The sequence below is a fragment of the Nocardioides sp. Z13_37 genome, assembly GCF_058355585.1.
This window is the reverse complement of sequence record NZ_JBZGDV010000009.1, coordinates 151,780-178,767: the sequence shown is the minus strand read 5'-3', so window position 1 is coordinate 178,767 and position 26,988 is coordinate 151,780. Positions and strand designations below refer to the sequence as shown.

The following is a 26,988-nucleotide window of genomic DNA, read 5'->3' as shown; positions in this document are numbered from 1 at the left end:
CTTGAAGAGCCTCCCGCCGGGCACCTGGACCGAGTCTGGCCAGACACCGATCCTGCAGTCGAGTGTCTAGTAGCCGCTTGATGGCGCCGCCCGTGAGTTACCGGATCTGCCGATGAGCGGGTGTTGCTCCACTCGTAGCGCAAGGCGTTAGGCCGTGATCGCGTACCGCTCCAGACGGCGGCCGGATGCTCGCGAACTCGCCTTGCATTCGTGGGTAGTCAGGACCTTGTTTGGACTCATCCACCCTTGCGATGGCTTGTGTAGGACCCAGCCGTCGCCGAGGGTGACGGCAGCGTGCTGCACCAGGCCGTCAGGAGACCGCCACACCAGGACGGTGCCGGGTGCGGCGTCGTCCCCGTGTGGCCGGGTCTTCTCCGAGAGCCAGCGCTCGAAAGGCTCCCGCTGCATCCAGACCGTATCGGCGTCGACGACCCCGGCTGCGGCCATGACCGTGCCGAAGCAGTTCGGCCCGCTTGTCGTTGCGAACGACCCGGCGATCCTTCGAGCGTCGGGAAGCGTGCGGGCTACCGAGTCCCAGACCTCCTCGGGGACCTGGTCGTGGCGGCTGGCCCGGCGTCCCTCCTCGATGTAGTCCGTCAGCACCTGTTCTTCGCAGCCGTTCAACAGCGACGGCCACCACACGAATCTGTGACCGTCGGCTTGCTCGCGGGCCCGGTCCCCGACCACCGCGACCCATGACCTGACAGAAGGAACGAGTTCGCGGTCAAGCGTTCGCTGGGCACGCACCAGCGTCGCCCTGCTCCGTCTGGGCAAGGCCATGAACTGCGGCTCAGTCAGCCACACGTACTGCACCCCGCTCGGGAGCTCATAGAGGCAGTAGGTGTCCCGAACCTCGTCTGAGAGGGATACCTCGCCCGCGTGGACGCCAATGGCGTCCGCCAGGACGGCATCTGCGAGGAAGGGCTGCACCGCTGGGCTGAACCATTCGATCCAGCGCTCGACGAGGGTGTCGGGGACGTCAATGTTCAGGGCACGCACCGGGCGATGTTAGCCAAAGGCACTGACAGGTCCAGCGGCATCCGCATCTGCCGCTTTCCGAGCACTCGCGAAGGTGACCCATTCCGCCGCCTGCGGGGATGCACTCTGCAGTTCGAGATACCGCGACCAGACTTCGTGGTGGACCGATCGAACGGCCTCTCGGGCCACGCATGGCACTACATGCCGACCCAGCGGCGCAGGAATTCGGGTCAGACTGGAGGCAGGTGGGCATGAATCAAGCGACTAGTGTCGAGCCACTGGTAAGGCTGCGCGAAGCAGCCAAGGCCGAAGTTCACTGGGGGTGCGTGTTCGTGGCAGAACCAACTGGCCGTGACGCATACTTACTACGCGGTCGTCGCGTCCTCATCCTGGATCTGATGAAGGCGTCACTGATTGACGCCGGGACAGGTCTTGTCTTCTACCGACCCCGCCTGGGTGCGACCTACACGGCAACTGTCACCGACGACGGCAAGTTGCTCCTTCCTGATGGTCGAGCATTCGCGTCGCCCTCCAGGGCGGCCAGTGCGGCAGCAGGCGGATCCCTGGACGGGTGGCACGCCTGGCAGGTTGCTCCAGATGGAGAGTTCCTAGACGTCCTCCGGCAACGCCTACTCGATCACGTTGCAGATCGTGAAATGGCTCAGTTTCGTACTGACGACGAGCAACGGAATGCGCAGTCTCATCATGAGTTCCTTCGCCGGGCGCGCTTGCAAGCAAGTGAGGGAACGCCCCTTGTCGTACGTGTCAGGGAACTTCTTGCTCAGTGGGGTGCCACTAGTCGTACTCTGACAGCGAGCGAGGAATTGGCCGCTGATCTTGAGAATCACGGGCTCACCACCGCGCCGAACTTCCTGAAGACGGGCATCGACTCCGAAGTCTCGATCATTGAACGCCAGATCGAGGAGAGTGATCCGCAGGCCGGCAGTCAGACCGCGAACGAATCCAGTCCCGCCGACGGCGACGTGGGGCTCACCCTCGGCAATATTCCATCAGCGAACCTTGGGGTTGAGTGGATCACGCCACAAGCCTCGTACGAAGAAGCGATCACGCGGATGCTCCTGAATGACTACTCCCAGCTGGCTGTCATGACGGGTCCGAGATCAGTTCCTCGCGCCGTCACCTGGCAGTCCATCGCGCGAGAGCGCCACGCAAATCCGACCGGAAGTCTGTCGGGAGCGATCGTTGAAGCGTCGACCAGGCCGTTCGACACCGAGTTGATTGACGTCCTTCCTCTCTTGGAATCGGATGACTTCATCTTCGTGAAGGACAACACGAATCTCATCACAGGGATCGTAACGACCGCCGACGTTGTGCGTGCCTACGGAGAGTTGGCGACGCCCTTCTTTTTGATTGGCGAGCTGGATCGGCTCCTGCGACAGATAGTCAGCGACAACTTCACTATGACGGAGGTCTGCGCCACGTGCGACGAGGCCGGAGACAGAGACCTGCAATCCTACGATGACCTGACGATGGGCGACTACGAACGACTGCTGCAAAACGCTGCGCACTGGCAGTCTCTTGGATGGCCACTTGATCGCGTGACGTTCTCAACCCGTCTTTCAGAACTACGGGTGGTCCGGAACGATCTCGTCCATTTCAATCCTGACCCCATTCCTGATCAGATCGTCGGCCGGATTCGGCAGATGCTTCAAGTGCTGCGCAAGTACACATCCACCTGAGCGAGTCATCTGGTGGGTGGCGGGCGTGCTGGGCGGGGTTACGACGGCGGCCCAATCGCTGGGTGGTTGCCGCGCGTGAAGTCGCCGCGCTTCGATGACTGTGAGTCTTTCCGCCGCCTTTGCCCGTCAATCCTGAGAAGTGCGTCGGCGGGCGCGCTGGATGAAGTCCCTCCATCCCCTCCCCCGCGCCCGATTCGACGCGGTGAGGGCGTCGGGACGAACATGGGGAAGGTGCATTCCACGCTCAAGGTGTGCGTATAGGCCTCGCCGGACAGCCTGCCAATAGGGAGCGTGCGAGCGTTGGGCGCTGTCTGGGTTTCAATGCCCGGTTTTGCATCCTGCACCGATGTTCGCCCTCGCCCCTCATCGTGGCCAGTAGACAGGCGACCAACCCCCTGTGGTGTGCGCCGACGTGATGGTTGTCAGCTCACAAGGACGCGTGAAGACCAGCTGGGCCGCCGAAGAAGCAGTATGGGCAGAGGCCTTTGCGGTGGCTCTCCAGCAGTCTCATCGGGAACGGAAGCGCGTCGGCAGTCTCGAAGTCGTGTCGGTAGCGATTTTCGGCGTTGACCGCGAGACACGGCCGATCCGTGCGGTGCCACTCCGACCAGCGGCGGACTTGGGCGTCGCCGGTGTAGTTCCAGGTCTCACCGTCTGCCCCGAGCGCGATCTGGGGGTTCTTCACCTGGCTGCGCCAGCGGACGTAGGTCTGCGGTGGCAGCGGGCCGCGGACGTGAAGGTTGACCGACCGGCCGGACACCTCGGAGATCTGCGTGCCGAGCTGACGATAGGCGCGGGCGGTGACGGTGAAGTCGGTGGCGCCGGCCGACGACGCGGGAGTGAACTCCACCTGCAGCCGATCGGCCGCTGCGTGGTCGCTGTCGACCACAGTCTGCGCATTCGTGCGATCCTCGACCCGCCAGGCCACCCTCAGCGCAGGGTCGTGAGCGAACGCCCCGGACGGCAGCCGCAGGTGATAGCGCAGCCGATGGCCTGCGTAGGTGCTGGGGAGCAGGATGGGTCCGGTGACCGCGTCCGGGCTGGGCTTCGCTGCGATGGAGATCCCGACGAAGATACCGTCGCGGTTGATTTCGAAGCGGTCCACTCCGATGCGCACGCCGATGCCACCCGGCGGCGGGACCGTCCGGCGTACCCGGTTGCTTGCGGACCCTGGCCTGGCGGCATTGAGCTTGCCGCTGAAACTGTCGGCAGCCGCGGAGACGAACGACTCGATCACCATCACGGCGAACCCCACCGTCAGGATGCCGGTGAAGACTTCGAGCACAACGACCCACCAGGAGCGGTCGACGTCGGTGCTGACCGCCTCGATCCGGAACTCGAGCGCGGCCCAGGTTTGAGGTTTGACCCGGCGGGTCCTGGGGTGCGCGGGGAAGAACGCGCCGGGCCGGGTGTGGAACATCCGCGGGACAAGGTGAAAGGAGAAGTTGACCGTCCCGGAGGACTTGCTGACCGCGCCGCTGATGCGGAAGTGGCCGACTTCCGGGCGGGCCTCAAGCCGGTCGAGAGTGGCGCCCTCGTCGTCGACCTCCTCGGTGATGCGAGTGTTCAGTTCGTCGAGGAAGAGCAGTGTGGCGTCAGGGTTGACGACGCCCGCGATGTCGTGGCTGCCGGCGAAGTCTTGCAAGGCAGGTGGACTGCCGACGATGGTCTCCGTGTCGTTGTCAATTGTGAAGCCGAGCAGCAGCGTGCCGTTGCGGACCACCCCGTCGATCTTGGTGGCCATCCGGCCGAGCGGGCCGAGGAAGCTGACGTCAATGGACGGCAGCTTGATCACCCGGAACGCGACCGCATCCCTCAGCATCGTCTGGATCCGCTCCCGGAAGGCCGGTCCGGTGAGGTAAGCAACGATCGCCGGCGTCGTGCCCGGCGACGTCACCTGCGCCTGCCAGCTACGCACGATGATTTCCTCGCGCAACGGATCGAGTTCGACCGAACTACCCGGCGCGAAGCTCGGCGTCGTCGTGAGCTCGATCTGAGCAATGATGTCGACGTCCTGGGTGAGGTCGGCCTCGGTGACCCGCAGCCGCCCCCAGACACCCAGCGACAGCACCAGCAGGCCGGTCGCCCCTTCGCACTCGATGGCCGGTTGGCCGAGGAACAGGTCGGCGACGATGCGCGGGCCGTCGCCGGTCAGTTCGCGGGCGAGGGTGGTCGGGAAGGAGCCGTTTGCGTACGCCGCCTCGAGTGCGGTCGCGAGAACCTGTTCACGGACTGTGATCGCGGCGGCGTAATCGGCGTGTTGGGCCACGGCTGCTCCTGCGGGATAGCCACCTCTGGCGAGGTGAGGAGCAGCGCCGAAGATTCCTGGTGCACCAGTGAACGTCCGATAGACGCTGGCCAACTTGGGACAGATCTTCATAGTTCTTTCGCGCGTTCATTCGAGACGCGACATCCACGACGCTACTCATCTCGACCCTAGGACTGAGGCGATGGCTTGGCAACAATCGCGAGCTCGCGGTGCTGCTCCAGTTCTGACCGATGGAACCCGATGGCACGCAATGCACTCCCCCTTCTCCCTCTTTAATCGCCCGCCAACATGCAAGAGGGAGAGTGCAAGCCGATGCCGTCACCGCAGAGCCGATGGCTTCGCCGAGTCTCGACATTCTACGAGCGCAACGTCTTCGAAGTCCCGGCCTGTGCTACCGACGCGATCCCACGAGAAGCTACCTTCGGCAACTCATAGCGCCGCGAACTGACGATCAACCACGAGCCACCCGCACTCACCCACCCCTGAGCCGCCGCACCGTCCCGGCGGGCAGCACCAGCGCCGGCCGCAGCCGCCCCCGGCGCAGAAGCCGACCCGCGGTCTCGATCCGGCGGGGCCAGGCGAGCAGCGGCGCCATCACGTCCATCGTGCCGGCGAGGCCCTGGCCGACGCCGTTGCCCATCACCTCGAGCAGCCGGAGGTCCAGGGGGCCGGTCTCGCGGACGGCGGCGCCGGGCGACGACGGCGGGCCGGAGACCGCCGGTGCGTCGAGCACCTTGCCGACCTGCTCGGCCCAGGCCCCGTCGGCGTGGAAGCGCCGCACCGCCGCGCCGGTGCTCGCGCCGAGCCGCTCCCGCGCCGGGGCGTCGGTGAGCAGGCGCGCGACCTGGGCGCCCAGCTCGGCGCTGGACCCGGCGACCACCAGGTCGTCGTCGAGCTCCGGGGTGTCCGCGCCCAGCACCCCGAGGCGCTCGTCGGGCGAGCGCAGGGTCAGCACGGGGGTGGCCAGCCACGCCGCCTCAAGCATCGAGGTGAGCGAGGAGAAGGGGTAGGAGTCGACGTAGACGTCGGCGGCCTCCAGCAGCGTGTGGACGTCGGGCAGCAGGCCCCACGCGCGGCCCAGGCCCTCGTCGGCGAGCACCGACCAGTCCCCGTCGGGCTCGGGACCGGCAGCATGGAGGCGTGCGCCCGGGCGGGCGCGCAGCACCGGCAGCAGCACGTCGAGCAGTGACTCGCCGCCAGCGGCGCCGTACTTGTAGGTGTCGGCCGCGGTCGCGACGACCAGCACGTCGGGCGGTACGCCGAGCTCGGCCCGGGCCTCGGCCCGCGAGAGCCGACGCTCGCGCATGACGAGCGGGCGGACGAGCAGGGCGTTGCGGGCCTCCGGGACGCCGCGACGGCTCACGTTGAGCCTGGCGCCGCTGGTGCGCAGGTTGACCACCCGGTCGGCGACGCGCACCCCCAGCCAGAAGACGTGGTCGGCGTGGTTGACCACCAGCACCTCGGGGCGCTCCCCGGCCGGGAGCGCGAGCGCGATGGCGGGCACCACGTCGTTGGGGTGCACGTGCAGCACCACCTGGTCGTGCTCCAGCGCCAGCTCGCGCAGCCGCGCCGCGCGGCCGAGCAGGTCGGTCGTGGCGTCGTCGAGGACGGTCAGGGCGTCCGGACCGGGCAGTGCCCCGGTGATCTTCGCCGGCACCTCGCGGCCCTGCTGACCGGTGACGCACAGGTGGTGGTCGCGGGCGGCGTCGAGCCGCAGCCAGCTGGCCAGCATCTGGGTGTGCCCCCCGGTGCCGTAGAGCTGGGTCGCCACGTGCAGCACGCGCGGCCGTGCTCCCCCCGGGCGGGCCGACGGCGCGACCGGACGCGGGAGCGCGCCGCCGAGCCCCGTGAGGACGTCCTCGAGAGCGCCGCTGGCGAACACCCCGGTCGGGTTGCACCACGCGAACGTCGCCGCCGTCATCGCGGCCACCGCCGCCTGCTCGCCGCGCCCGCGACGCGCCAGCGACTCGGTGCGTCGTACGAGCCGGGTGAACGTCGCCCAGTTGGCGTCGAGCCGGCCGGCGCTCACGACCGCACCGCCTCGGCCGGCTCGTCGTCGGCGGGATCGGCGGGATGAGCGGGCCTGCGCAGCTCGCGCAGCCGGCGCACGTCGTCGGGACGCAGCGCGACGATGCACCCGATGGCCGCCAGGCAGATCACCCCGCCCGCGAGGGACGCGAGGAACGGCGAGTCCACCCGCTGGGCGACGAGCGCCGCCGCACCAGCGGCGACCGACGCGACGACGAGCGGGCCGACCACCACCACACCGAGGGGCGCGACCCGCAGCCCCGCCCTGCGGAGCATGGCGAGGTAGCAGGGCACCACGACGAGCGCCATCACCGCGAGCTCGGCCCCGGCCACGCCGACGACGCCGCGCTCGCGCGCCGCGACGAGGACGACGGGCGCGAGGACCGCGAGCCACAGCAGCTGCACCGACAGGAGCCGGCCGGTGCGGCGCAGCACCACGAGCAGGTCGTAGGACAGCTCGACGAAGATCCGCGCCGCCGTGACGAGCACCAGGACGGCGAAGACGTCGCCGGCCGGCGCCCACTCGGTGCCGTAGACGAACCGGACGACGTCGTCGGCCACCGCCGCACCGACCAGGCAGACCGGCAGCGTGACCACGGCGACCACCCGCAGCAGCGTGGTGAACGAGTCCTCCAGCCGTCGCGGGTCGCCCTGGAGGCGGGAGAAGACCGCGGGAGCCACGCTGCGCAGCGGCTGGGAGAACATGTTGAGCGGCCACGACGCCAGGTTGAACGCCAGCACGAAGTAGCCCAGCGCGGTGGCCCCGAGCGTCGCGCCGACAGCCACCTGCTCGACGTAGCCGACGGCGAAGACGACGATGCTGGTGCCCGCGAGCGGCAGGCCGAAGCGCAGCAGGGGCGCGACCAGGTCGCGGTCGATGTGCAGGCGGTAGGGGCGGGTGGCGTGGACGAAGAGCACGACGCCCACGAGCGTCGCGGCGACCCGTCCCCACGCCAGGCTCCAGGCGCCGAGCCCGCCCAGGGCGAGGACGAGCGACAGCGTGGTGCCCGACCACGTGACGACCTGGTCGATCACCAGCCGGCGTCGCTGCCGGAAGCGCCGCTGCAGCAGCGCGGCCGGTCCGGCGACCATCCCGCTGAACACCACCGAGACCGACATCAGCCGGATGATGCCCGCCGCGCTGGGCGCCCCGAGCAGGCTCGCGACGGGCCCGGCCGTGGCGTACATCGCGAGGAACAGCAGCACGCTGCCGGCGGTGGAGATCGCGTTGACCGTGCCGAGGACCGACTCGGGGTCGCGCTCCCACCGCACGACGGCCAGGCTCACGCCGAGCTCGTTGAAGGCCAGCACGGCGAGCAGCGCCACCATCGCCACGGCGAAGGTGCCGAACTCCCCGGGCCCGAGGATGCGGGCCATCAGCACCCCGACGAGCAGCGTGCCCAGCCTCGACATCAGCGCGTTGAGGAAGCTCCAGCCGAACGCGCCGGCCGCCGTGCGGGCCAGCCCGCCGTCGGTCCCTGCGTCATGCTGCTGCGTTCCCATGCCCGAGCCCCCTGCTGCGTCGATGTCCGCCCCTGTCAGCCGTCGCGGCCGCGGGTCACGGTGGCGCGGCGCGGAAGACCACGTCGACGAAGTAGTTGGTCGAGGCGACCGACCCGGACGGGAAGCCGCCGCCGGCGCCGTAGCGGAAGACGCCGTTGGAGCCCGCCGGCGCCGTGAGTGGTCCCACGGTCCGCGGCGTGTCGAAGTAGAACGGCGAGGCGGAGTAGCGGCCCACGGGCGCGTAGTAGGACGCCACGTAGGTCGTGCCCGCGGTCACCGCGACCGGCGTCGCGAAGACCCCCGTCTGCCAGCCGGTCGCCGACTCGTTGGTGAAGGTCACCTGGCGGATCCGGTTGCCGTCCGCGTCCCACAGCGAGCCCACGTGCGTGCCGGTGTTGCCGGGCCCCTTGTAGAACCGCACGGCGGTGACCGTGCCGTCCTGGGAGGGAACGAACTTCGTGCCGAGCTCGATCGGCGACGTGTCGTCGGCCGCGGCCGTGGCCGGGGTGACGTCGGCGAACAGCGAGACCGTGCCGACGTCGTCGTAGCCGGTGGTGAACGACCACGTCTGCGTCGCCAGGCTCGCCCCGTCCGTCGACGTCAGTCCCGAGACCGTCACGGTGTGGGCGGTGTCGGCCGCCAGCGGCGAGGCCGGGGTGAAGGTGACGGTGCGTCCATCGCCCGAGAGCGCCGACGTGCCGGGCACCGTCGTGCCCCCGCTGGACACGGTCATCGACCAGCCCGGGGCGAGCGGCGCGGACACGGTGAGCGACGGCTTCGCCCCCACCGACACCTGGCTCGCGCCGGCCTGCGGCGTCCGTCCCTCGGCCGTCAGCGACGCAGCCGCCCGCCCGAAGACCACGTCGACGAAGTAGTTGGCCGCCCCGAAGGTGTAGCCCGGGAAGCCGCCGATCGAGGAATAGCCGTAGCGGCCGTTGTTGCTGGCCGGCGCCGTCAGGTCACCCTTGGCGAGCGGGCCGCTGAAGAACCCGGGCGTCACCGAGTAGTGGCCCTGCGGCGCGAAGTAGGACACCACGTACGTCGTCCCGGCGCTCACCTCGAGCGGCTGCGTGAGCGTCGCCGACTGCCACCCCGTGGCCGTCTCGTTGGTGAAGACCACGGTGGCCAGCGGCGACCCGGACGCGGACCACACCGTGCCGGTGTGGGTGCCGTTGTTGCCGACCCCCTTGAAGAAGCGGATCGCCTTGATCGTGCCGTTGCGCGAGGGGGTGAACGCCATCCCGAGCTCCACCGGCGCGCCGTCGTCGGTCGCGGTGGTCTCAGGCACGACGTCGCCGAGGAGCGTCTGGTCCTGGAGCGTCTCGGGTGCCCGGGTGCGGAACGTCCAGGTCCGGGTGCCGAGGACGGCGCCGTCGCCGGTGGTGACCCCGGCGAGGGTGACGGTCACGTCGGCGCCGGCCGGCAGGAGGCCCGACGGCGTCCAGGTGATCCGCTGCCGGTCGGCGGACAGCGCCGCCGTCCCGGCGAGCTGGCCGCCGGCCCCGACCGTCAGCGACCAGCCGGGCTCGACCTGGTCGGAGAGGTCGACCACGACCTTGCTGCCCCGCGGGACGTCCAGCCCGCCCGGCGCGGGCGACTGCGACGAGATCGCGACGCTCGGCGGCGTCTTCTCGAAGACGACGTCGACCAGGTAGTTGGTGCTCGACTGAGCGCCCGGGAACCCGGGTGCGTAGGTGTAGGCGCCCGCGGTCGGCGTCACCCGCAGCGGCGCCCACGACAGGTCGCGGTCGGAGAAGGCGTTGGGTGTGGCCGAGTAGCGACCGGACGTCGAGCGGTAGGACACGGTGTACGGAGTGTTCTTCGCGATCGGCACCGGGGTGGCGAAGGTGAGCTGCTGCCAGCCGCTGGCCGACTCGTTGGTGAACGTGCCGGAGGCGATCTCCACGCCGTTCTGGTTCCACAGCGACCCGACGTGGGCGCCGGTGTTGCCCGGCGACTTGTAGAACCGCACGCCGGTGACGACGCCCTTGACGTCGGAGGTGAACCTGGTGCCGAGCGTCAGCGGCACGCCGTCGTTGATCTCCAGCACCGACGGGGTCGTCTCGTCGCTGAACAGCGAGCACGGGCAGACGCCCGGCGCGTTGGGCGGCTTGGCCGTGGTGAACGTCCACGAGCCTCCCGAGGCGATCGCGTTGCCCTGCGCGTCGGTGCCGCTGAGCGTGACGGTGTGGCGGACGTACGACGCCAGCGGGTCGGTCGGCGTGAACGTGATCGTGCGCGTCGTCGCGTCGTAGGACCGCGTGCCGGGCACGGTGGCGCCGTTGGAGTCGACCACCGTGATGCCGGGCGTGCCGGCCGCCATCGGCTTGGAGAAGCGGGCCGTGACGGTCGTGGTCGCCGGGATGGCGCTCGACCCGGGCGCGGGCGTCTGGCTCATGCCGATGAGGGGCGAGTCGTCGGTGGCGGAGAACGACACGTCGACGAAGTAGTTGGCCCACTGGTAGCTCGACGACGGCATGGTGCCGACGTTGCCGAAGACGCCGGGAGGTTGCGCACCCCAGCCGCCCGCGACCTGCATCGCGCCGGTGTCGAGGCCGCGGTAGACGAACGCCCAGTTCTCGGAGGCGTAGTGGCCGCGCGGGGCGGTGTAGGAGACGGTGTAGTTCTGCCCGGCCGTCAGCGGGACGGCCTGGGCGAACGTGGCCGACTGCCACCCGGTGGCGGTCTCGTTGGAGAAGGTCACCTGGCCCAGGCGCTGGCCGTTGGGGCCCCACAGCGACCCGACGTGCGTGCCGGTGTTGCCCGCGCCCTTGTAGAAGCGGACGCCCGTCGCGAAGCCGTCGACGACCGGCGTGAACCGCAGGCCGAGCTCGACGCCGACGTTGTCGTCGGTGTCGGCCACGGGCGGGGTGACGTTGCCCAGGATGCTGCAGGGGCAGGTCACCGAGAAGCTGCGGGTCGCGGGCGTGCCGATGTTGGCGCTGTCGTCGATGGCACGCACCTGCACCGGGCTGCTGCCGCGGCCCTTCTGCACGAATGTCGCGGACCACGAGGTGGTGCCGCTGGCGGAGCGCCAGGTGGCGCCGCCGTCGGACGACACCTCGACCCCGGCGACGCGACCACCCACGTCGGACGCGGTGCCCGTCACGGTGACGACGTCGCCGTTCTTCTGCGCCGCCCCGGCCGCCGGCGTGGAGATGGTGACGGTCGGACCGGTGGTGTCCGTCGACCTCGTCGCCGGGTTGAGACCGCTCATCAGGGTCGTCGGCTGCGCACCCATGTCGGCCAGCAGGTTGACCTGGGCCTGCTGCATCCGGGGGTCGGCGACGTTGTCGGAGTACTCCGAGTCGTGCTCGGCGTCGAGGCCGTAGCTCCACTGGACGGTGCCCGCGCTGAACACGAGGGCGCCGCTGGCCGCCTTGTAGAGCGTCAGGTGGTGCTTGGTGGTGCCCGCGCTGACGGTGGTGCCGAAGTCGCGGAGGTACTCGGGGACCGCGCCGGCGGTGGTGGACAGCTTGATCAGGCCGGGTGGGCCGAAGCCGTTGTCGAGCGGCTCGTTGGACTCGTAGCCCACGGTGTGTGGCGCGAGGGTCGCGGACGAGCCCGTCATGCTGGCGAGCCCGGTGTTGCGCCACAGCCGCAGCTTGCCCTCGTCCTGACGCACGGTGAGCGCGAGGTCGCTGAAGTTGACCATGTAGGCGGTGCCGATCAGGGCGTTCTCTGGCGAGCCGCCGCCGTTGGCCGGCGAGGCGAACCGGGGGTCGCGCCAGGTGCCGGTCCACTGCGTGCTCGGGTCGATCTTCGCGTTGCCCCACGTCTCCTTGTAGGACACGAGAGTGCGGTAGGGCGTGTGGGAGGAGTCGGCCGAGGGCTCGTAGCGGGTGCGCCAGTAGACCTCGTTGCCCGCGAGGAACTGGAGGTTGACCCCGGCGTCGCGCGCCGCCTCGACGTTGGCGCGCTGCTGACCGCTCCAGTACTCGTCGTGCCCGACGGAGAGGAAGACCTTGTGCCGGGTCAGCAGGTTGCCCCGCCGGTCGGTGTCGACACCGGCGATGTAGGACACGTCGTAGCCGTTGCGCTCGAGGAAGCGCACCGCGGCGTACTCGGCGCCGAAGTAGAAGTCACGACCCGCCGCGGTGCCCCGCGTGCTGAACGGCCGGTTGTAGCTCAGCTTGTAGGCGCGTCCGTGGGCGCCGCCCTGGTAGAACGTCGACCCGCCGTAGCTGTTGTAGGCGTGCCAGGTCGGGTCGGAGGTCTGGAAGACGACGTCGGAGGTGCTCGCGTCGTCGCGGACGATGAACGTGATGTGGCTCGAGTCGCCGTTGCTGCGCTTCAGCAGCGCGATGTAGACGCCCGAGACGGCGCTGCTGGGCACGTTCCACGAGGCCGACACGCCCCAGTTGCCGCAGTCGTAGAGCTCGGTGGTGGCGTCGGTGATGCAGTTGGGCTGGGTCCGGGACACCGCCGCGTTCGCCGGCACCGCGTCGATCCAGCGGGCGCCGAGCCCCTGGTACCACCCGGTCCGGTAGATGTCGATCGTGTAGGCCGAGGCGTCGGTCTTGATCTTGAAGTCGACGCGCTGCCCGACGTTGACCGAGATGTCGGTCGCGAAGCCCTGGATCGAGGAGTCGCCCGCGCCGTAGATGTCCCAGATCTCCGGGTCGGTGCCCGGCTTGGAGTTCTCACAGGCGATCTTGTTGCCCGACGGGCCGCACGGGTCTGCGGCATTGGCCGCCGACGGACCGCCCAGCAGGGCCGGTCCCACCATCGCATTCAGTGCCGCGACCAGCGCGAGCACTGCCACCTTCAACGTCCACGCACGCCCGAGACCCCACTTGCGATTCCCAGCAGTGCTGGCCATCTCCTCCACCCTTCACGGTCGCGACTCGGCGCGCCACGGTCAGATCTTCATCACGCGGCACCCCGAGCGGGCAGCGATGGGGGCGATATCCCCAATTTCACATACGCGTCAGAGGCCGGTCACGGCCGGCACCCGCGTTCCGCTGATGCGCAGCGGCGGCGGGTCGGGCACCTTGGTCACCGTGCGGCTGGCGGCGGCCACGAGGTCGCGCGCCTTGAGGCTGTCGGCGTCGCGCGAGATGCACAGGTCGCGCAGGGCCAGCTCGAGCGCGATGGTCAGCTGGTGGTCGTCGACGTGCTCGCCGTGCATCGCGCGGCGGGGCACCAGCACCGGGCACCGGCCGTTCTCCAGCGCCATCAGCGCGATCCCGGTGCCGGCGTGGGCGACCACGACGTCGGCGGCGCGGATCGCGGCGGCCATCTCGGCCGAGGGCACGCGCTCGCGCGCGTCGATGCCCAGCCCGGTGGTGTCGGTGCCCCCGGTCTGCCAAAGCACCTCGGCGCCGGGCGGCACCAGGGGCACGAGCCGGTCGAGCAGCCGCCGGAAGCCGTAGCCCTCCTGCGTGCCGAGGCTGACCACCATCGAGCGCACCGCGCGCTCCTCGGTGGGCATGGTCTCGTAGAGCTCCCACGGCGAGGCGAGGTACTGCCAGTGGCCCCGGGTGAGCGACGTCGACTGGCTGAAGGTCCTGATGCCCGGCACCAGCGCGAGGGCGCGACCCGACAGCGACGGCGCGTCGAGCCGGGTGGCGCTCTCGATGTAGACCGTCTCGATCCCGCGCAGCCGCGCCTGCGGCAGCACCGCGAGCGCGAGCGCGGCACCGGTGCTCACGACCAGCGACACGTCGTGGTCGCTGAAGAGCCGGCGGCACGCGACGGTGTTGCGGGCCAGCGCGCGGGTGTCGCGCGGCGGGCACGGCAGCGCCCAGTGGACCCGCTCCCCCGCGAGCAGCGACTCGGTCTGTGCGGTGCGGGGCGTCACCCACACCACGTCGTCGCCCACGCCCAGGCGCGGTCGCAGCGTGTGCAGCTGCATCAGGTGCCCGCCGTCGTTGGCGACGAGCAGGGTGGTCACGCGCGGATCCCGGCGACGGCGTCGGCCAGCACCGCGACGACCCGGTCCTGCTGGTCCTCGCTGAGGTGCGGGTGCATCGGCAGCGACAGGATCTCTCCCGCCGCCCGCTCCGCCACCGGCGCGGTGCCCGGGCCGAGGCCGAGGTGGGCGTAGGCACCGGTCAGGTGCACGGGATACGGGTAGTGGACCCCCGCGCCGATGCCCGCCCGGCCGAGCTCGGCCAGCACCCGGTCGCGCTCCGCGACGCGCACGACGTAGAGGTGCCAGACGTGCTGGCCCTCCGCGCCGGGCAGCGGGCGGCGTACGCCGGGCACGTCGGCGAGCAGCGCGTCGTAGCGTGCGGCCGCGCGCACCCGGAGCTCGTTCCACTTCTCCAGCCGGTCGAGCTTGGCGCGCAGGTAGACCGCCTGCACCGTGTCGAGGCGGGAGTTCATGCCGATCACGTCGTGGACGTAGCGCGTCGAGGAGCCGTGGTTGCGCAGGCGGCGCACCTCCGCCGCGATCGTCGCGTCGTCGGTGGTGACCGCGCCGGCGTCGCCGGCGGCCCCGAGGTTCTTGCCGGGGTAGAAGCTGGTGGCGGCGACCGTGCCGAGCGCGCCGGAGCCACGCCCGTCCAGCCGGGCGCCCTGCGACTGTGCGGCGTCCTCGACGAGGGGGATGCCCGCCGCGTCGCAGACCTCCGCCAGCCGCTGCATCGGCGCGAGCTGGCCGAAGAGGTGGACGGCCACGACGGCCTGGGTGCGGTCGGTGATCGCGTCCGCGACCAGGTCGGGGTCGATGAGCAGCCGCGCGTCGTCGCAGTCCACCAGGACGGGCGACGCGCCGATCCGCGAGACCGCCTCGGCAGTGGCGATGAACGTGTTGGCCGGGATGACCACCTCGCCGCCCGGGCGCACCCCGGCGGCGCGGAGCGCGAGCTCGAGGGCGTCGGTGCCGTTGGCGACCCCGACGCAGTGGTCGGCGCCGACGAACCCGGCGTACTGGTGCTCGAAGTCGGCGACGGGCGGACCGTCGACGAAGGCGGTGGCGGCGAAGACGGCCCCGATGCCCGCCTCCACCTCGGCGGCGATCTCCGCGTGCTGCGCGGCGAGGTCGACGAAGGGGACGTTGCTCATGTGCGTACTCCTGTACGGATCGGTCGGGCGGGCACTCCCACCCAGGTCTGTCCTGCCGGGACGTCGTCGAGGACCACCGACCCCATCCCGATCGTCGCGTCGGCTCCGATGCGGACGCCTTCGCGCACGGAGGCGTTCATGCCGATGTAGGCCGCCTCGCCGACCTCGACGCCACCGCCGAGGGACACCCCGGCGCAGAGGGTGGCGAAGTCGGCCACGGTGCAGTTGTGGGTCAGCGTGGCGTGCGGCATGAGGACGACGTGCTCGCCGACCTCGACGTCGGCGGTCAGCACCACGCCGTCGAGGGCGATCGTGCCGGTGCCGACGTGGCAGCCGCCGGGCAGCACCACGCGCGGGTGGAGGAGGGTGCCGTAGCGCGCCGGGTCGAGACCGACCATGGCCAGGCGGGTCGCGACCCGGCGACGGTGCCGGCCCTTGCCGAGCGCCAGGACGACCTCGTGGTCGACGAGCTCGGTGACCAGGTCGACCCCGCCCAGCACGGGCACCAGGCCGTGGAGGGTGCCCCACCTGACCGGGTCGTCGTCGACGACGTGGACGGGCCCGTCGTGGTGCAGGAGGACGGCGACCGCGGTGGCCTCGCGCGCCAGGCCGCTGGCGCCGACCAGGACCAGCCCGGTCACGGCCCCCACGCCGACCCGAGCGCGTCGCACACCCGCTGGTGCTCGGCGTCGCTCATCTGGTGGAACAACGGCAGCACCAGCGTGCGGTCGGTGAGCCGCTCGGTGACCGGCAGCGGTACGTGCGACAGGTCGGCGTGCGCGGGCTGGCGGTGGGCCGCCATGATCCCGCGGCGCGCCGAGATGCCGGCCGCGGCGAGGTGCTCCATCATCTGCTCGCGGTCGAGCGGGTGGTCGGGCAGCACCTCGAGCCAGCAGGACTGGAAGTTGGTCGTGCCCCATGCCGGGTCGCCCACGAGCCGCAGCCCGGGCAGCGCGGCGACCGCCTCGGCGTATCTCGCGGCCAGCTCGCGGCGGCGGGCCACCATCTCGGGGAGCCGGCGCAGCTGGACCAGCCCCACGGCGGCCTGGAGGTCGGTCATCCGGTAGTTGAAGCCCACCTCGTCGAAGCTCTCCGGGGGCGCCAGCACGCTCGCGTGGCGCTCGGCGGCCGAGACGCTCATGGCGTGCTCGCGCAGGCGCCGGGCGCGGGCCGCCCAGTCGGCGCGGGAGGTGGTGAGCATCCCGCCCTCCCCCGTCGTGAGCAGCTTGCGGGGGTGGAACGACCAGGTCGCGATCTCGGCGCCGGCGCCCACGGGGCGACCGTGGGCCGTGGACCCGGCCGCGCACGCGGAGTCCTCGACGACCGTGATCCCGAGCGGGTCGCACCAGGCGCGGACGGCCTGCAGGTCGAGCGGCACCCCGCCCTGGTCCACGGCGATCACCGCGCGCGTACGCGGGGTGACCACCGTGGCGATCGTGGCGGGCGTCAGGTTGCCCGTGTCGGGGTCGACGTCGGCGAAGACCGGGGTGGCGCCGACGTAGGTCGGCGCGTTGGCGGTGGCGACGAAGGAGAACGACGGCACCACGACCTCGTCGCCGGGACCGACGCCGGCGACGACGAGGGCCAGGTGCAGGGCGGTCGTGCAGTTGCTCAGCGCCACGGCGTGCGCGACGCCCTGCGCCTCGGCGAACGCCGCCTCGAACGCCGCGACGCGCGGGCCCTGGGCCACCCAGCCGGAGCGCAGCACCTCCGAGACGGCGGCCACCTCCTCCTCGCCGAGCCACGGCTGCATCACGTTGATGCGCGTGAGCTCCTGCTCGAGGCTCATCGGGCCACCGCCACGGAGCGTCCGGCGGCGATCTGCTCGCGCTGGGGACGCCACCACTCGACGAGCTGCCGCAGGCCGTCCTCGAGCCCGGTGGTGGCCGTGAAGCCGAGGTCGCGCCGGGCGGCCGAGGTGTCGGCGAGGCGTCGGACGACGCCGTTGACGCCGCGCTCGGGACCGTGCTCGACGGGCAGCTCCGAGCCCATCACGCGCAGCAGTGCCTCGGCGAGCCCCAGCAGGCTGGTCTCCTCGCCGCGCGCGACGTTGTAGACGCCCTCGACGACACCGGAGGACGCCGCCAGCACGTTGGCCCGGGCGATGTCGGTGGTGAAGACGAAGTCCATCGTCTGGCGGCCGTCGCCGAAGATGAGCGGCGGGAGGCCGTCGTCGATGCGCTCCATCCACCGCACCAGGACCTCGGTGTAGAGGCCGTGGACGTCCATGCGCGGGCCGTAGACGTTGAAGTAGCGCAGGCCGACGTAGTCGAGCCCGTTCATCGCCCGGAAGCTGCGCAGCATGCCCTCGTTGAAGGTCTTGGCGGCGCCGTAGAACGTGTCGTTGTCGTAGGGGTGCTGGTCCTCCGGCGTCGGGAAGCGCTCCGCGAGGCCGTAGACCGACGCGGACGAGGCCGCAACGATCTTGTCGACGCCCGGCACGGTCGCCGCCGCCTCCACGACGTTGAAGGTGCCGTCGACCAGCACCTCCAGCGCCAGCCGCGGCTCCTCGGCGCACTGCGTGATCCGGATGGCCGCCTGGTGGAAGACCAGGTCGCAGCCGCGGGTCAGGTCATGCACCAGGTCGCGGTCGCGGATGTCGCCGCGCACCAGCACCAGGTCGGCGTCGCTGCGCCCGAGGGCGGCCTCGAGGTTGGCCTCCCGGCCGCGGACGAAGTTGTCGAGCACCCTCACCTGGGCGGCGCCGGCGTCGAAGAGCTGGTCGACGAGCGTCGAGCCGATGGTGCCGGCACCGCCGGTCACCAGCGCGGTCGCTCCTGCCAGGGCGGTCATCGCGCCGCCCCCATCACGCTCAGGCGCGGCGCGGGCGGGCCCGGCGGGACCGCCGGCCCGGGGTCGTACGTCGTCCCGGCACGCTCGGCCAGCCGGTGCGAGGCCTGCTCGAGCACCTCGAGCACCCGCAGCCCGGAGCGACCGTCGGTGACCGCCGGGCGGCCCTCGCGGATCGCGGAGGCGAACTCGGTGACCATCGCCCCGAGTGCCTCGCGCTCGGGCAGCGCGGGCGACCAGGTGTCACCGAGCCGGTAGGACACGGTCGAGGCGGTGCGGTCGGCGCCGGCCACGGAGGTGTGGGCGAGGTCGACACCGCGGTCGTAGATGCTGAGCCGCTGCTGGGGGTTGAGGTCGTCCCAGACGAGGGTGCGGCGCGACCCGCCGATCACCATCTGGCGGATCTTGGTCGGGCTGAGCCAGTTGACGTGCACGTGCGCGAGCCCGTCGTCGGGCAGCGGCAGCGTCAGGTGGCCGACACAGGCGCGGCCGGCGCCGATGGGGTCGGCGCCGGTCGCGCCGATGCCCGTCGTGGGCAGACCTCCGGGCAGCACGAAGTCGAGGATGGCGAGGTCGTGCGGGGCCAGGTCCCACAGGACGTCGATGTCGGGCTGCACCAGTCCCAGGTTGATCCGCACCGAGTCGATGAAGTGCACCTGGCCGAGCTCGCCGCTGCCGACGAGGTCGCGCATCCGCTGCACGGCCGGGGTGTAGCAGTAGGTGTGGTCGGTCATCAGGGTCAGGCCCTGAGCATCCGCCAGGTCGACCATGGTGCGGCCGCGGGAGACGCTGTCCGCCAGCGGCTTCTCCACGAGCACGTGCTTGCCCGCGCTGAGCGCCTGCAGCGCGAGCCCATGGTGCGTACGCGCCGGGGTGGCGATCGCGACCGCGTGGATGCGCGGGTCGTCGAGCACCCGCTCCAGGCTGTCGGTGACCTCGACGTGCGGGCCGGCGACCCGGCGCGCCCGCTCGAGGTCGAGGTCGCAGACCGCCTCCAGGCTCCAGTCGGGGGACGCCCCGAAGTTGCGGACCAGGTTGGGTCCCCAGTAGCCGGCGCCGATGACGGCGATGCCCAGGGGGCCGTTCGTTCGGATGCTCATCGTGCTTCCTCCAGTCGGCCGTCGGCCTCCACGTAGACCTCTCCGGTGACCGGGCAGATCCACCGGTCGCGGTTGTCGGAGACGAGCGGGACGCCGCTGCGGCCCACCCATCCGATGCGTCGTGCGGGCATGCCCACGACGAGCGCGTGGTCGGGGACGTCGCGCGTCACGACCGCGCCGGCGCCGACGCTGGCCCAGCGGCCGATCCGCACCGGAGCCACGCACACGGCCCGGGCCCCGACGGACGCGCCCTCCCCGATGGTGACCCCGACGGGCTCCCAGTCCTCGGCGCCCTTGCGCCGGCCGTCGGTGGTCACGGCGCGGGGGTAGGTGTCGTTGGTGAGCACCACCGCGGGGCCGATGAACACACCGTCGCCGAGCACGGCCGGCTCGTAGACCAGGGCCTGGTTCTGCACCTTGCAGCGCTCGCCGATCCGGGCGCCCGGGCCGACGTAGACGCCGCGCCCGAGGATCGTGCCGTCGCCGACCTGCGCCCCCGCCCGTACGACGGTCTGGTCCCACACCTGCGCGCCGGGACCGACGCGGGCGCCGTCCTCGACGGTCGCCGTGGGAGCGACGTGGGCGCGGTCGCGGGAGCGGGCACGCGCGCTGGACAGTGAGGTCATGTGCGGGAGCTTTCGTCTCGTTGCCAGGTGGTGAAGTCCCCGGTCCTCAGCGCCCTCCGGGCACCGAGCCGGGCGGCGACGTGGACGGCCACGAACACCGGGAGCCGGAGGACGAGCCCGGGCCGCTCGGCGGCCAGGCCGAGCAGGGTGCGCGGGCTCGTGCGGGAGGTGGGACGTCGTACGCCGAGCTGCTCGGCCTGGGCGTTGCCCGTCGCGACCCGGATCCGCCGGCGGACGAGGTCGCGCACGGTGCGGGGCGGGTGGACGACGGCGACGGCACCGGGCACGACGCGGCGCTCGTGGTCGCCGAACGAGTCGGACATGGCGAGGTCGTCGCCCATCATCCGCGGCAGCGCGGCGACGCGCGCCTGCGCCTGCTCGGAGAGCACCACGACGCCGCGACCGAACAGGCCGGCCTGCACCTGCGGCAGCGCCTCCCAGACGTCGTAGTACCACCGCACCCAGGGCGAGCAGCCCGTGCGCGGCACGTCGCGGCGCGGCGCGGTGGCCAGCACCTCGGCGCGGGCGATCGGCTCGAGGAGCCGGAGCGCCGCGGCGCCGTCGAGCTCGATGTCGGCGTCGAGGTGGATGCGCGGGAACACGTCGGTGGCGGCGTTTCCGACCCGGACCGCCTCGGCCTTGGACGGCTGGGCGATCTCGATCACGCGGGCCCGCGGGTCGGCCGCCCGGGCCACCTCGGCCGTGCGGTCGGTGCAGCCGTTGCAGACCACGACCACGTCGAGGTCGTCGCCGCGCGTCCCGCCGCGCAGGGCGGTCAGGTTGCGGCCGATCGTGGCTGCCTCGTTGTGCGCCGGGATGACGACACTGGCAACGGCCATTCCCCACTCCCCCAAGTCGCGTGCCGACCGATCGCCGGCACCCTCAGATCTTGTGGAAGCCGGTCGCCGCGGCGGACCGCTCACGGGGCCTTTCGCCCATTTTGGGGAGCCCTACCGCGTCGTGTCCGCGAAGCGGATGTCGGCCGAGCGCAGGTCGCGCAGGTGGAGCACCAGCAGGTCGAGCTCGAGCACCGACCAGGCGTCGTCCACAGCCACCCCGGACGCCGTCGTGCGCAGGGTGCGGTAGAGCCGGTGGGGCTGCTTGCGCAGCTCGGCGTGCAGGGTCCCCTCCAGGACGAGGCGGAGGTAGTCGTGCTGCACGGCCGGGGCCGACCCGTAGCGGTAGGTGGCGTCGACGTCGTTGTCGGCCGCCAGCCCGGAGAAGGTCTGCCAGTCGATCGCCACCAGGTGGTCGACGCGACGGCCCGTCGACGACTCGACCGCCGCGACCAGCGCGCTCGGCTGCCCCGTGGCCGCTGGGCCTGCGGGGACGGGCACCGACGCGACGAGCGCGCTGCGGCCGTCGGCGGGCACCTCGACGAGCATCACCGACTCGACGGACTGCTCACCCGGCAGCCACGTCACGTCCCGCGTGCCGCCCGGGCGGGTGCCGACCATGAGGATCGTGTCGCCGGCCGCCGGTGGCGGGCGCCCGGACAGTCCGTCGAAGGCGCCGTCGATGCGCCCCATCCGGCTGGTGAGGCTGAGGTTCACGCACGCCGCGGCCGCGACCCCGAGCACGACGAGCAGCGCGAGCACCGCCGCTGGGCGGCGCAGTCGCGTACGCCGGCTCGCCGGCCGGCCGGTCGGCCCAGGCGCCATCGCAGTCCCCCGTCCGTCCCGTCGACGCTAGGCGCTCGAGGACGCGACCTCATGCCCCAAACGGGGGACCGTGGGGTCAGGAGTTGAAGCGCTGCTGGGTCTTCTCGAGGCCGTCGGTGATCAGCGACTCGACCGCGTCGGCGGCGTCGGAGACCTGGAACGGCAGCTCCTTGCGCTCGACGGTCGAGTAGTTGGACAGGACGAAGTCGGCGACGTCCTGGCGCCCGGGCGGGCGGCCGATCCCCGCCCGCACCCGGTAGAAGTCGCCGGTGCCGAGCGAGGAGCGCATCGACTTCAGCCCGTTGTGGCCGTTGTCGCCGCCGCCGAGCTTGACCCGCAGGGTGCCGAAGGCGATGTCGAGCTCGTCGTGGATCGCGATGATGTGGTCGGGCGCGACCTTGTAGAAGGTGGCGAGCGCCTTGACCGGGCCGCCGGACTCGTTCATGTAGCCGCGGCCGCGGGCGAGCACGACGCGCGGACCGCCGAGCCCGAGGCGGCCCTCGACGACGTCGGCACGACCCGTCTTGTGCGCGCGGAACTTCGCGCCCATCCGGGAGGCGAGCTCGTCGGTGACGAGGTAGCCGATGTTGTGGCGGTGCCCGGCGTAGGCCGGACCGGGGTTGCCGAGACCCACGACCAGCCACACCTCGCTCTGGCTGTCCTGATCCGAGGTCACGTCGTCATCCTTCCATCGGCGACCGGGGCCGCCGCCTGTTCATCAAGGTATGCAGACGAACGGGCACTTCCCTCGGTCAGTTGATCGAGGGAAGTGCCCGTTCGGCGACATCCCATGGTGAAGCGTCACCACGGGACGTCAGCGGCTCACTCGGAGTCGGAGCCCTCGGCGGCGTCGCCGGACGCAGCGGCGTCGTCGGTCTCCGGGGCGTCGTGCTCGATGCCGGCGTCAGCCTCGGCCTCCTCCAGCTCGGCCTCGAGGGCCTCGGCGGAGATCTGCTGGGTCACGTTGACGATCAGCAGGTCGTCGTCGGCGAGCAGGGTGGTGCCCTCCGGCAGGTCGAGGTCCTTGGCGAGGATCTGCGTGCCGATGGCAGCGCCCTCGACGGAGACCTCGAAGAACTCGGGGATGTGGGTGGCCTCGGCCTCGACGGAGAGCACGGCGTTCTCGTTGACGACCAGGGTGTCGGGCGCGGCGTCGCCGATCACGTGGATCGGGACGTCGACGGTGACCTTCTCGCCGCGGCGCACGGCCACGAAGTCGACGTGCTCGATGACGCGACGGATCGGGTCGATCTGGACGTCCTTGGTGAGCGCGAGCTGCTCGGAGCCCTCGACGTCGAGGGCGAGCAGGGCGTTGGCGCCACCGTGCTTGAGGGCCATCATCGTCTGGTGGCCGGGCAGGATGACGTGGATCGGGTCGTTGCCGTGACCGTAGATGACGGCGGGGATCTTGTCCTCGCGGCGGATGCGGCGGGCGGCGCCCTTGCCGAACTCGGTGCGCGCCTCGGCGGCGATCTTCTCGGGGGCAGACATGGTGTTCTCCGTACGTCGTGGGCTGGTCGTGCTGCTGCGTGGTCGGTGGGCCTCGGGGCCGGAGACGACGAACGCCGCGCTCCGGATCGGGGGCGCGGCGCAGTGGTCCGGCCCAGTCGATCACGGAGTCCGGGTCGTGCGGGCTCCCTCGCCGAGGCAACCCCACAACTCTAGACCCCGGCGCGCGGCCGGGTCGAATCGTGGCGGCCCGGCGCCAGACCGAAAGTCACTAGGGTGGGCCGGTGCCCCTTCTGCTCCCCGAGGCGCGCGAGCGCGCCCTGCTGCTGACCGACGTCCACACCGAGGTCCACCTCGACCTGACCTCCACGGAGGACTTCGGCGTCGAGGCGACCATCTCGTTCGGCTGCACCCAGCCCGGGGCGTCGACGTTCCTCGAGCTCAACGGCGCCACCGCGGTGACGCTCGACGGCTCCCCCGCGCCGTACGCCGACGGGCGGATCGCGCTGGGCGACCTCGCCGCGACCAACACCGTCCGGGTCACGGCGCGGATGCCCTACGTCACCGACGGCGACGGCATGACCGTGACCGTCGACCCCGCCGACGGCGAGCGCTACGTCTGCGCGCACACCTCGATGGACATCGCCCAGAAGGTCGTGCCCTGCTTCGACCAGCCCGACATCAAGTCGACCTTCACCGTGAGCGTCACGGCGCCGTCGCACTGGACGGTGCTGGCCAACGGCCCGATCGAGGACCGCTCGGCCGGCGAGGGCGCCGACACGTGGCGCTTCGGCACCACGCCGCCGTTCTCCTCCTACCTCTTCACCCTCGTCGGCGGGCCGTGGGTCTCGGTCACGTGGGACGAGCCCTACGCCCCGGCGCCGGGCGGGACGCTGCCGTTCGGCTGGCACGCGCGGGCCTCGCAGGAGCGTGAGCTGCGCCGCGACGCCGACGAGCTGCGCCGCATCACCAGCGCGTGCTTCCAGCACTACACGACGATCTTCGAGCCCGACTACCCCTACGCCGACTACCAGCAGGTCTTCGCCCCCGGGCTCAACTGGGGCGCGATGGAGTTCCCCGGCTGCGTGGTCTTCCGCGACCAGGCGCTCACCCAGGGCACGCCCACCGAGCTCGAGCGCGAGTGGATGGCCTCCACGATCGCCCACGAGATGGCGCACATGTGGTTCGGCGACCTGGTGACGATGCGGTGGTGGGAGGACTCGTGGCTCAACGAGTCGTTCGCCGACTTCATGGGCTACGACGTCGCGGGCGTGGCGGCGGGCTACTCCGACGCGTGGACGTCGGCCGCGATCACCCGCAAGCCGGCCGGCTACCGCGCCGACCGGCGGCGCTCGACGCACCCGATCGCCGAGGACACCGACAAGATCGTCGACGTCGACACGGCCTTCGCCAACTTCGACATGATCACCTACGCCAAGGGCAACGCCGCGCTCGCCCAGCTCGGCCACTGGCTCGGCGAGAAGGACTTCCTCGCCGGCGTCAACCGCCACCTCACCGCCCACGCCTTCGGCAACGCCGACCTCGCCGCGTTCCTCGACTCCCTCGACTCCGCCAGCGAGCTCGACGTGCGGGCGTGGGCGGCGGCCTGGCTGCGCACCACGGGCTTCGACACCCTGCGGGTGACCCGCGACGACGCCGGCGTTCCGGTGCTCACCCGGGAGGGCTCGCGACCGCACCGCCTCACCGTGTCGGCGTACGACGACTCGATGCGGCTGGTGGACTCCCGCGACGTGCACCTGGGGGCCGAGCCCGTGCGCCTCGAGGAGTTCGCCGGGAAGGTCGTCGTGCCCAACTCCGGTGACGAGACCTTCGCGGTGATCCGGCCCGACGAGCAGTCCTGGGCCGCGATCACCGCCGGGCTGTCGTCCGTCGAGTCGCAGCTGACCCGCGCGGTGCTGTGGTGGACCGCGGTCGACCTGTGCGAGTCGCAGGTCATCGGCGTCGGCGAGCTGCTCGAGCTGGCCGAGAGGCACCTGCGCCCGGAGCGACACCCTCTCGTCTTCGAGGGCGTGATGCGCGCCCTCCAGTCGGTCGTGCGCCGCTACGCCGAGCCGGCCGAGGTGTCCGGCCACCTGGCGGTGGTCGCCGACATCGCCCGCGGTGCCGTCGACGGCGACGACCCGGCGCTCGCCCCGGGCGCCTCGAGGGTGCTGGCCCGGCTCAGCGCCGACCGCGACCTGCTCGTCGCGTGGCTGGGCCGCGACGGCGTCGACCCCACGGTGCGCTGGGCGGCCGTCCAGCACCTCGCCGAGCTCGGTGACGACTCGTGGATCGGCCCGGAGGAGCAGCGCGACAGGTCGGTCGCCGGCCACCACGCCGCCCTCACCGCACGCGCCGCCGTCCCGACGGCCGAGGCCAAGGAGGCCGCCTGGGCGCAGCTGATGGGCGGCGAGCTGGGCAGCCACGAGTTCGACGCCGTCGGCGCCGGGTTCTGGGGCTGGGAGCAGGCCGACCTCGTGCGGCCCTACCTCGCGCGCTACGTCACCGACGGCCTGGCGCTGGCCCGGCGTTCGGGCCAGGCGATGGGCGACGTGATCGGCGACGCGTTCCCGCGGCTGCCGCTGCCCGTCGACGTACGCCACGAGCTGCGCGCCGCGGTCGCCACCGCCCTCGAGGGCGACGTGCCGACGGTGCTCGCGCGGGCGTGGAACGACGCGCTCGACGACCTCGACCGGACGCTCTGAGGTCGGCTTTGGTTTCCCCGGCTAGCCGGGGAAGTGCGAACTTCTAGGGGCGTGCATGCCCCGAGAAGTCTGGGTTTCCCCGCCTAGCCGGGGAAACCACGACGGCACCAAGACCCACGCCGGAAGGGACCGCCCCTCAGGCGTGGCCGTCGAACATCGAGGTGACCGACCCGTCCTCGAAGACCTCGCGGATCGCGCGGGCGATCAGCGGGGCGATCGAGAGCGTGGTGAGCTTGTCGAACTGCTTGTCCGCCGGGATGGGGAGGGTGTCGGTCACGATGACCTCCAGGGCGGAGCAGTTCTTCAGCCGGTCGACCGCGGGGTCGGACAGGATCGGGTGGGTCGCGGCGATGATCACGCCGGCCGCACCCTCGGCCATGCACGCCTCGGTGGCCTTCACGATGGTGCCGCCGGTGTCGACCATGTCGTCGCTCAGGATGCAGATCTTGCCCTTGACGTCGCCGACGACGCGGTTGGCCACGACCTCGTTGGCGACGTCGGTGCGCCGGCTCTTGTGGATGAACGCCAGGGGCACGCCGCCCAGGCGCGCCGACCACCGCTCGGCGACCTTGATCCGGCCGGCGTCCGGGGAGACCACGGCGAGCTGCTGGTCGCCGTACTTCTCCTTGACGTAGTCGGTGAGGATCGGCAGCGCCATCAGGTGGTCGACGGGGCCGTCGAAGAAGCCCTGGATCTGGTCGGCGTGCAGGTCGACGGTGATCAGCCGGTCGGCGCCGGCGGTCTTGAACAGGTCGGCCATCAGGCGCGCGGAGATCGGCTCACGGCCGCGGTGCTTCTTGTCCTGCCGGGCGTAGCCGTAGAACGGCATCACCACGGTGATCCGCTTGGCCGAGGCGCGCTTGAGCGCGTCGACCATGATGAGGTGCTCCATGATCCACTCGTTGATCGGAGCGGTGTGGCTCTGGATCACGAAGGCGTCGCACCCCCGCACGGACTCCTCGTAGCGCACGTAGAGCTCGCCGTTGGCGAACTCGTAGGCGCTCTGGGGCACGAGCCCGGTCTCGAGGAGGTCAGCGACCTCGCGGGAGAGCTCGGGGTGCGCCCGGCCGCTGAAGACCATGAGGTTCTTCTCGGTGGTCCGCTTCATTCCGGTCACGCGACGTGACTCCTCGTTGTCCTGGTCGGCCTCGGGGGAAGGCTCGTTCGG

Annotated in this window: 19 protein-coding genes; 2 read left to right on the top strand and 17 right to left on the bottom strand. The window is 71.4% G+C overall.

Features of this window, described 5'->3' with window-relative positions:
- Positions 1 to 147 precede the first annotated feature (147 nt).
- Positions 148 to 999: a hypothetical protein gene (locus AC4H2S_RS19330; protein ID WP_491498611.1), complete on the bottom strand. Its 852-nt coding sequence runs from the start codon at positions 997 to 999 to the stop codon at positions 148 to 150.
- Between the two features lie 98 nt (positions 1,000 to 1,097).
- Here AC4H2S_RS19330 and AC4H2S_RS19325 point away from each other — a divergent pair, with 98 nt between their 5' ends.
- Positions 1,098 to 2,678, top strand: a complete 1,581-nt coding sequence (locus AC4H2S_RS19325) for a restriction system modified-DNA reader domain-containing protein (RefSeq protein ID WP_491498610.1) — start codon at positions 1,098 to 1,100, stop codon at positions 2,676 to 2,678.
- 427 nt (positions 2,679 to 3,105) lie between these two features.
- Here the strand turns inward: AC4H2S_RS19325 and AC4H2S_RS19320 are convergent, their stop codons facing one another.
- The 15 genes from AC4H2S_RS19320 to AC4H2S_RS19250 all read right to left on the bottom strand — a co-directional run bounded on the left by AC4H2S_RS19320 (position 3,106) and on the right by AC4H2S_RS19250 (position 23,157).
- Positions 3,106 to 4,947, bottom strand: coding sequence for a hypothetical protein (locus tag AC4H2S_RS19320; RefSeq protein WP_491498609.1), 1,842 nt, complete (start codon positions 4,945 to 4,947; stop codon positions 3,106 to 3,108).
- Positions 4,948 to 5,419: 472 nt separating this feature from the next.
- Positions 5,420 to 6,976, bottom strand: a complete 1,557-nt coding sequence (locus AC4H2S_RS19315; RefSeq protein ID WP_491498608.1) for a glycosyltransferase family protein — start codon at positions 6,974 to 6,976, stop codon at positions 5,420 to 5,422.
- Positions 6,973 to 8,478 (bottom strand): oligosaccharide flippase family protein, encoded by a 1,506-nt coding sequence (locus AC4H2S_RS19310; protein ID WP_491498607.1) that lies wholly within the window; start codon positions 8,476 to 8,478, stop codon positions 6,973 to 6,975. The genes AC4H2S_RS19315 and AC4H2S_RS19310 overlap by 4 nt, the downstream gene beginning before the upstream one ends.
- 55 nt (positions 8,479 to 8,533) lie before the next feature.
- Positions 8,534 to 13,300, bottom strand: a complete 4,767-nt coding sequence (locus AC4H2S_RS19305) for a DUF4082 domain-containing protein (RefSeq protein WP_491498606.1) — start codon at positions 13,298 to 13,300, stop codon at positions 8,534 to 8,536.
- Between the two features lie 108 nt (positions 13,301 to 13,408).
- Positions 13,409 to 14,374 carry a glycosyltransferase gene (locus tag AC4H2S_RS19300; protein WP_491498605.1) on the bottom strand — a complete coding sequence of 322 codons (966 nt, stop codon included), beginning with the start codon at positions 14,372 to 14,374 and terminating at the stop codon, positions 13,409 to 13,411.
- Positions 14,371 to 15,489 carry a DegT/DnrJ/EryC1/StrS family aminotransferase gene (locus AC4H2S_RS19295; protein ID WP_491498604.1) on the bottom strand — a complete coding sequence of 373 codons (1,119 nt, stop codon included), beginning with the start codon at positions 15,487 to 15,489 and terminating at the stop codon, positions 14,371 to 14,373. Before AC4H2S_RS19295 ends, AC4H2S_RS19300 begins: the two co-directional genes overlap by 4 nt.
- Positions 15,486 to 16,130 carry a NeuD/PglB/VioB family sugar acetyltransferase gene (locus tag AC4H2S_RS19290; protein ID WP_491498603.1) on the bottom strand — a complete coding sequence of 215 codons (645 nt, stop codon included), beginning with the start codon at positions 16,128 to 16,130 and terminating at the stop codon, positions 15,486 to 15,488. Before AC4H2S_RS19290 ends, AC4H2S_RS19295 begins: the two co-directional genes overlap by 4 nt.
- Positions 16,127 to 17,278 carry a DegT/DnrJ/EryC1/StrS family aminotransferase gene (locus tag AC4H2S_RS19285; RefSeq protein WP_491498602.1) on the bottom strand — a complete coding sequence of 384 codons (1,152 nt, stop codon included), beginning with the start codon at positions 17,276 to 17,278 and terminating at the stop codon, positions 16,127 to 16,129. The genes AC4H2S_RS19290 and AC4H2S_RS19285 overlap by 4 nt, the downstream gene beginning before the upstream one ends.
- On the bottom strand, positions 17,275 to 18,282 hold the full coding sequence (locus AC4H2S_RS19280) for an NAD-dependent epimerase/dehydratase family protein (protein WP_491498601.1): 1,008 nt from the start codon (positions 18,280 to 18,282) through the stop codon (positions 17,275 to 17,277). The genes AC4H2S_RS19285 and AC4H2S_RS19280 overlap by 4 nt, the downstream gene beginning before the upstream one ends.
- Positions 18,279 to 19,379, bottom strand: a complete 1,101-nt coding sequence (locus tag AC4H2S_RS19275; protein WP_491498600.1) for a Gfo/Idh/MocA family protein — start codon at positions 19,377 to 19,379, stop codon at positions 18,279 to 18,281. Before AC4H2S_RS19275 ends, AC4H2S_RS19280 begins: the two co-directional genes overlap by 4 nt.
- Entirely contained in the window at positions 19,376 to 20,005 is a 630-nt protein-coding gene (locus AC4H2S_RS19270) for an acyltransferase (protein WP_491498599.1), read from the bottom strand. Before AC4H2S_RS19270 ends, AC4H2S_RS19275 begins: the two co-directional genes overlap by 4 nt.
- Positions 20,002 to 20,844, bottom strand: coding sequence for a glycosyltransferase family 2 protein (locus tag AC4H2S_RS19265; protein ID WP_491498598.1), 843 nt, complete (start codon positions 20,842 to 20,844; stop codon positions 20,002 to 20,004). Before AC4H2S_RS19265 ends, AC4H2S_RS19270 begins: the two co-directional genes overlap by 4 nt.
- Before the next feature lie 111 nt (positions 20,845 to 20,955).
- The gene (locus tag AC4H2S_RS19260) at positions 20,956 to 21,666 is read right to left on the bottom strand and encodes a hypothetical protein (RefSeq protein WP_491498597.1); all 711 of its coding nucleotides are present in this window, start codon (positions 21,664 to 21,666) and stop codon (positions 20,956 to 20,958) included.
- A gap of 76 nt (positions 21,667 to 21,742) precedes the next feature.
- On the bottom strand, positions 21,743 to 22,342 hold the full coding sequence (pth, locus tag AC4H2S_RS19255) for an aminoacyl-tRNA hydrolase (RefSeq protein WP_491498596.1): 600 nt from the start codon (positions 22,340 to 22,342) through the stop codon (positions 21,743 to 21,745).
- 146 nt (positions 22,343 to 22,488) lie between these two features.
- Complete coding sequence (locus AC4H2S_RS19250; protein ID WP_491498595.1) at positions 22,489 to 23,157, bottom strand: 50S ribosomal protein L25/general stress protein Ctc; 669 nt, start codon at positions 23,155 to 23,157, stop codon at positions 22,489 to 22,491.
- A gap of 242 nt (positions 23,158 to 23,399) precedes the next feature.
- Here AC4H2S_RS19250 and pepN point away from each other — a divergent pair, with 242 nt between their 5' ends.
- On the top strand, positions 23,400 to 25,820 hold the full coding sequence (gene pepN, locus AC4H2S_RS19245; RefSeq protein WP_491498594.1) for an aminopeptidase N: 2,421 nt from the start codon (positions 23,400 to 23,402) through the stop codon (positions 25,818 to 25,820).
- 136 nt (positions 25,821 to 25,956) lie between these two features.
- Here the strand turns inward: pepN and AC4H2S_RS19240 are convergent, their stop codons facing one another.
- A complete protein-coding gene (locus AC4H2S_RS19240) occupies positions 25,957 to 26,928 on the bottom strand; it encodes a ribose-phosphate diphosphokinase (RefSeq protein ID WP_491498593.1) in 972 nt (323 codons plus the stop codon).
- Positions 26,929 to 26,988 lie beyond the last annotated feature (60 nt).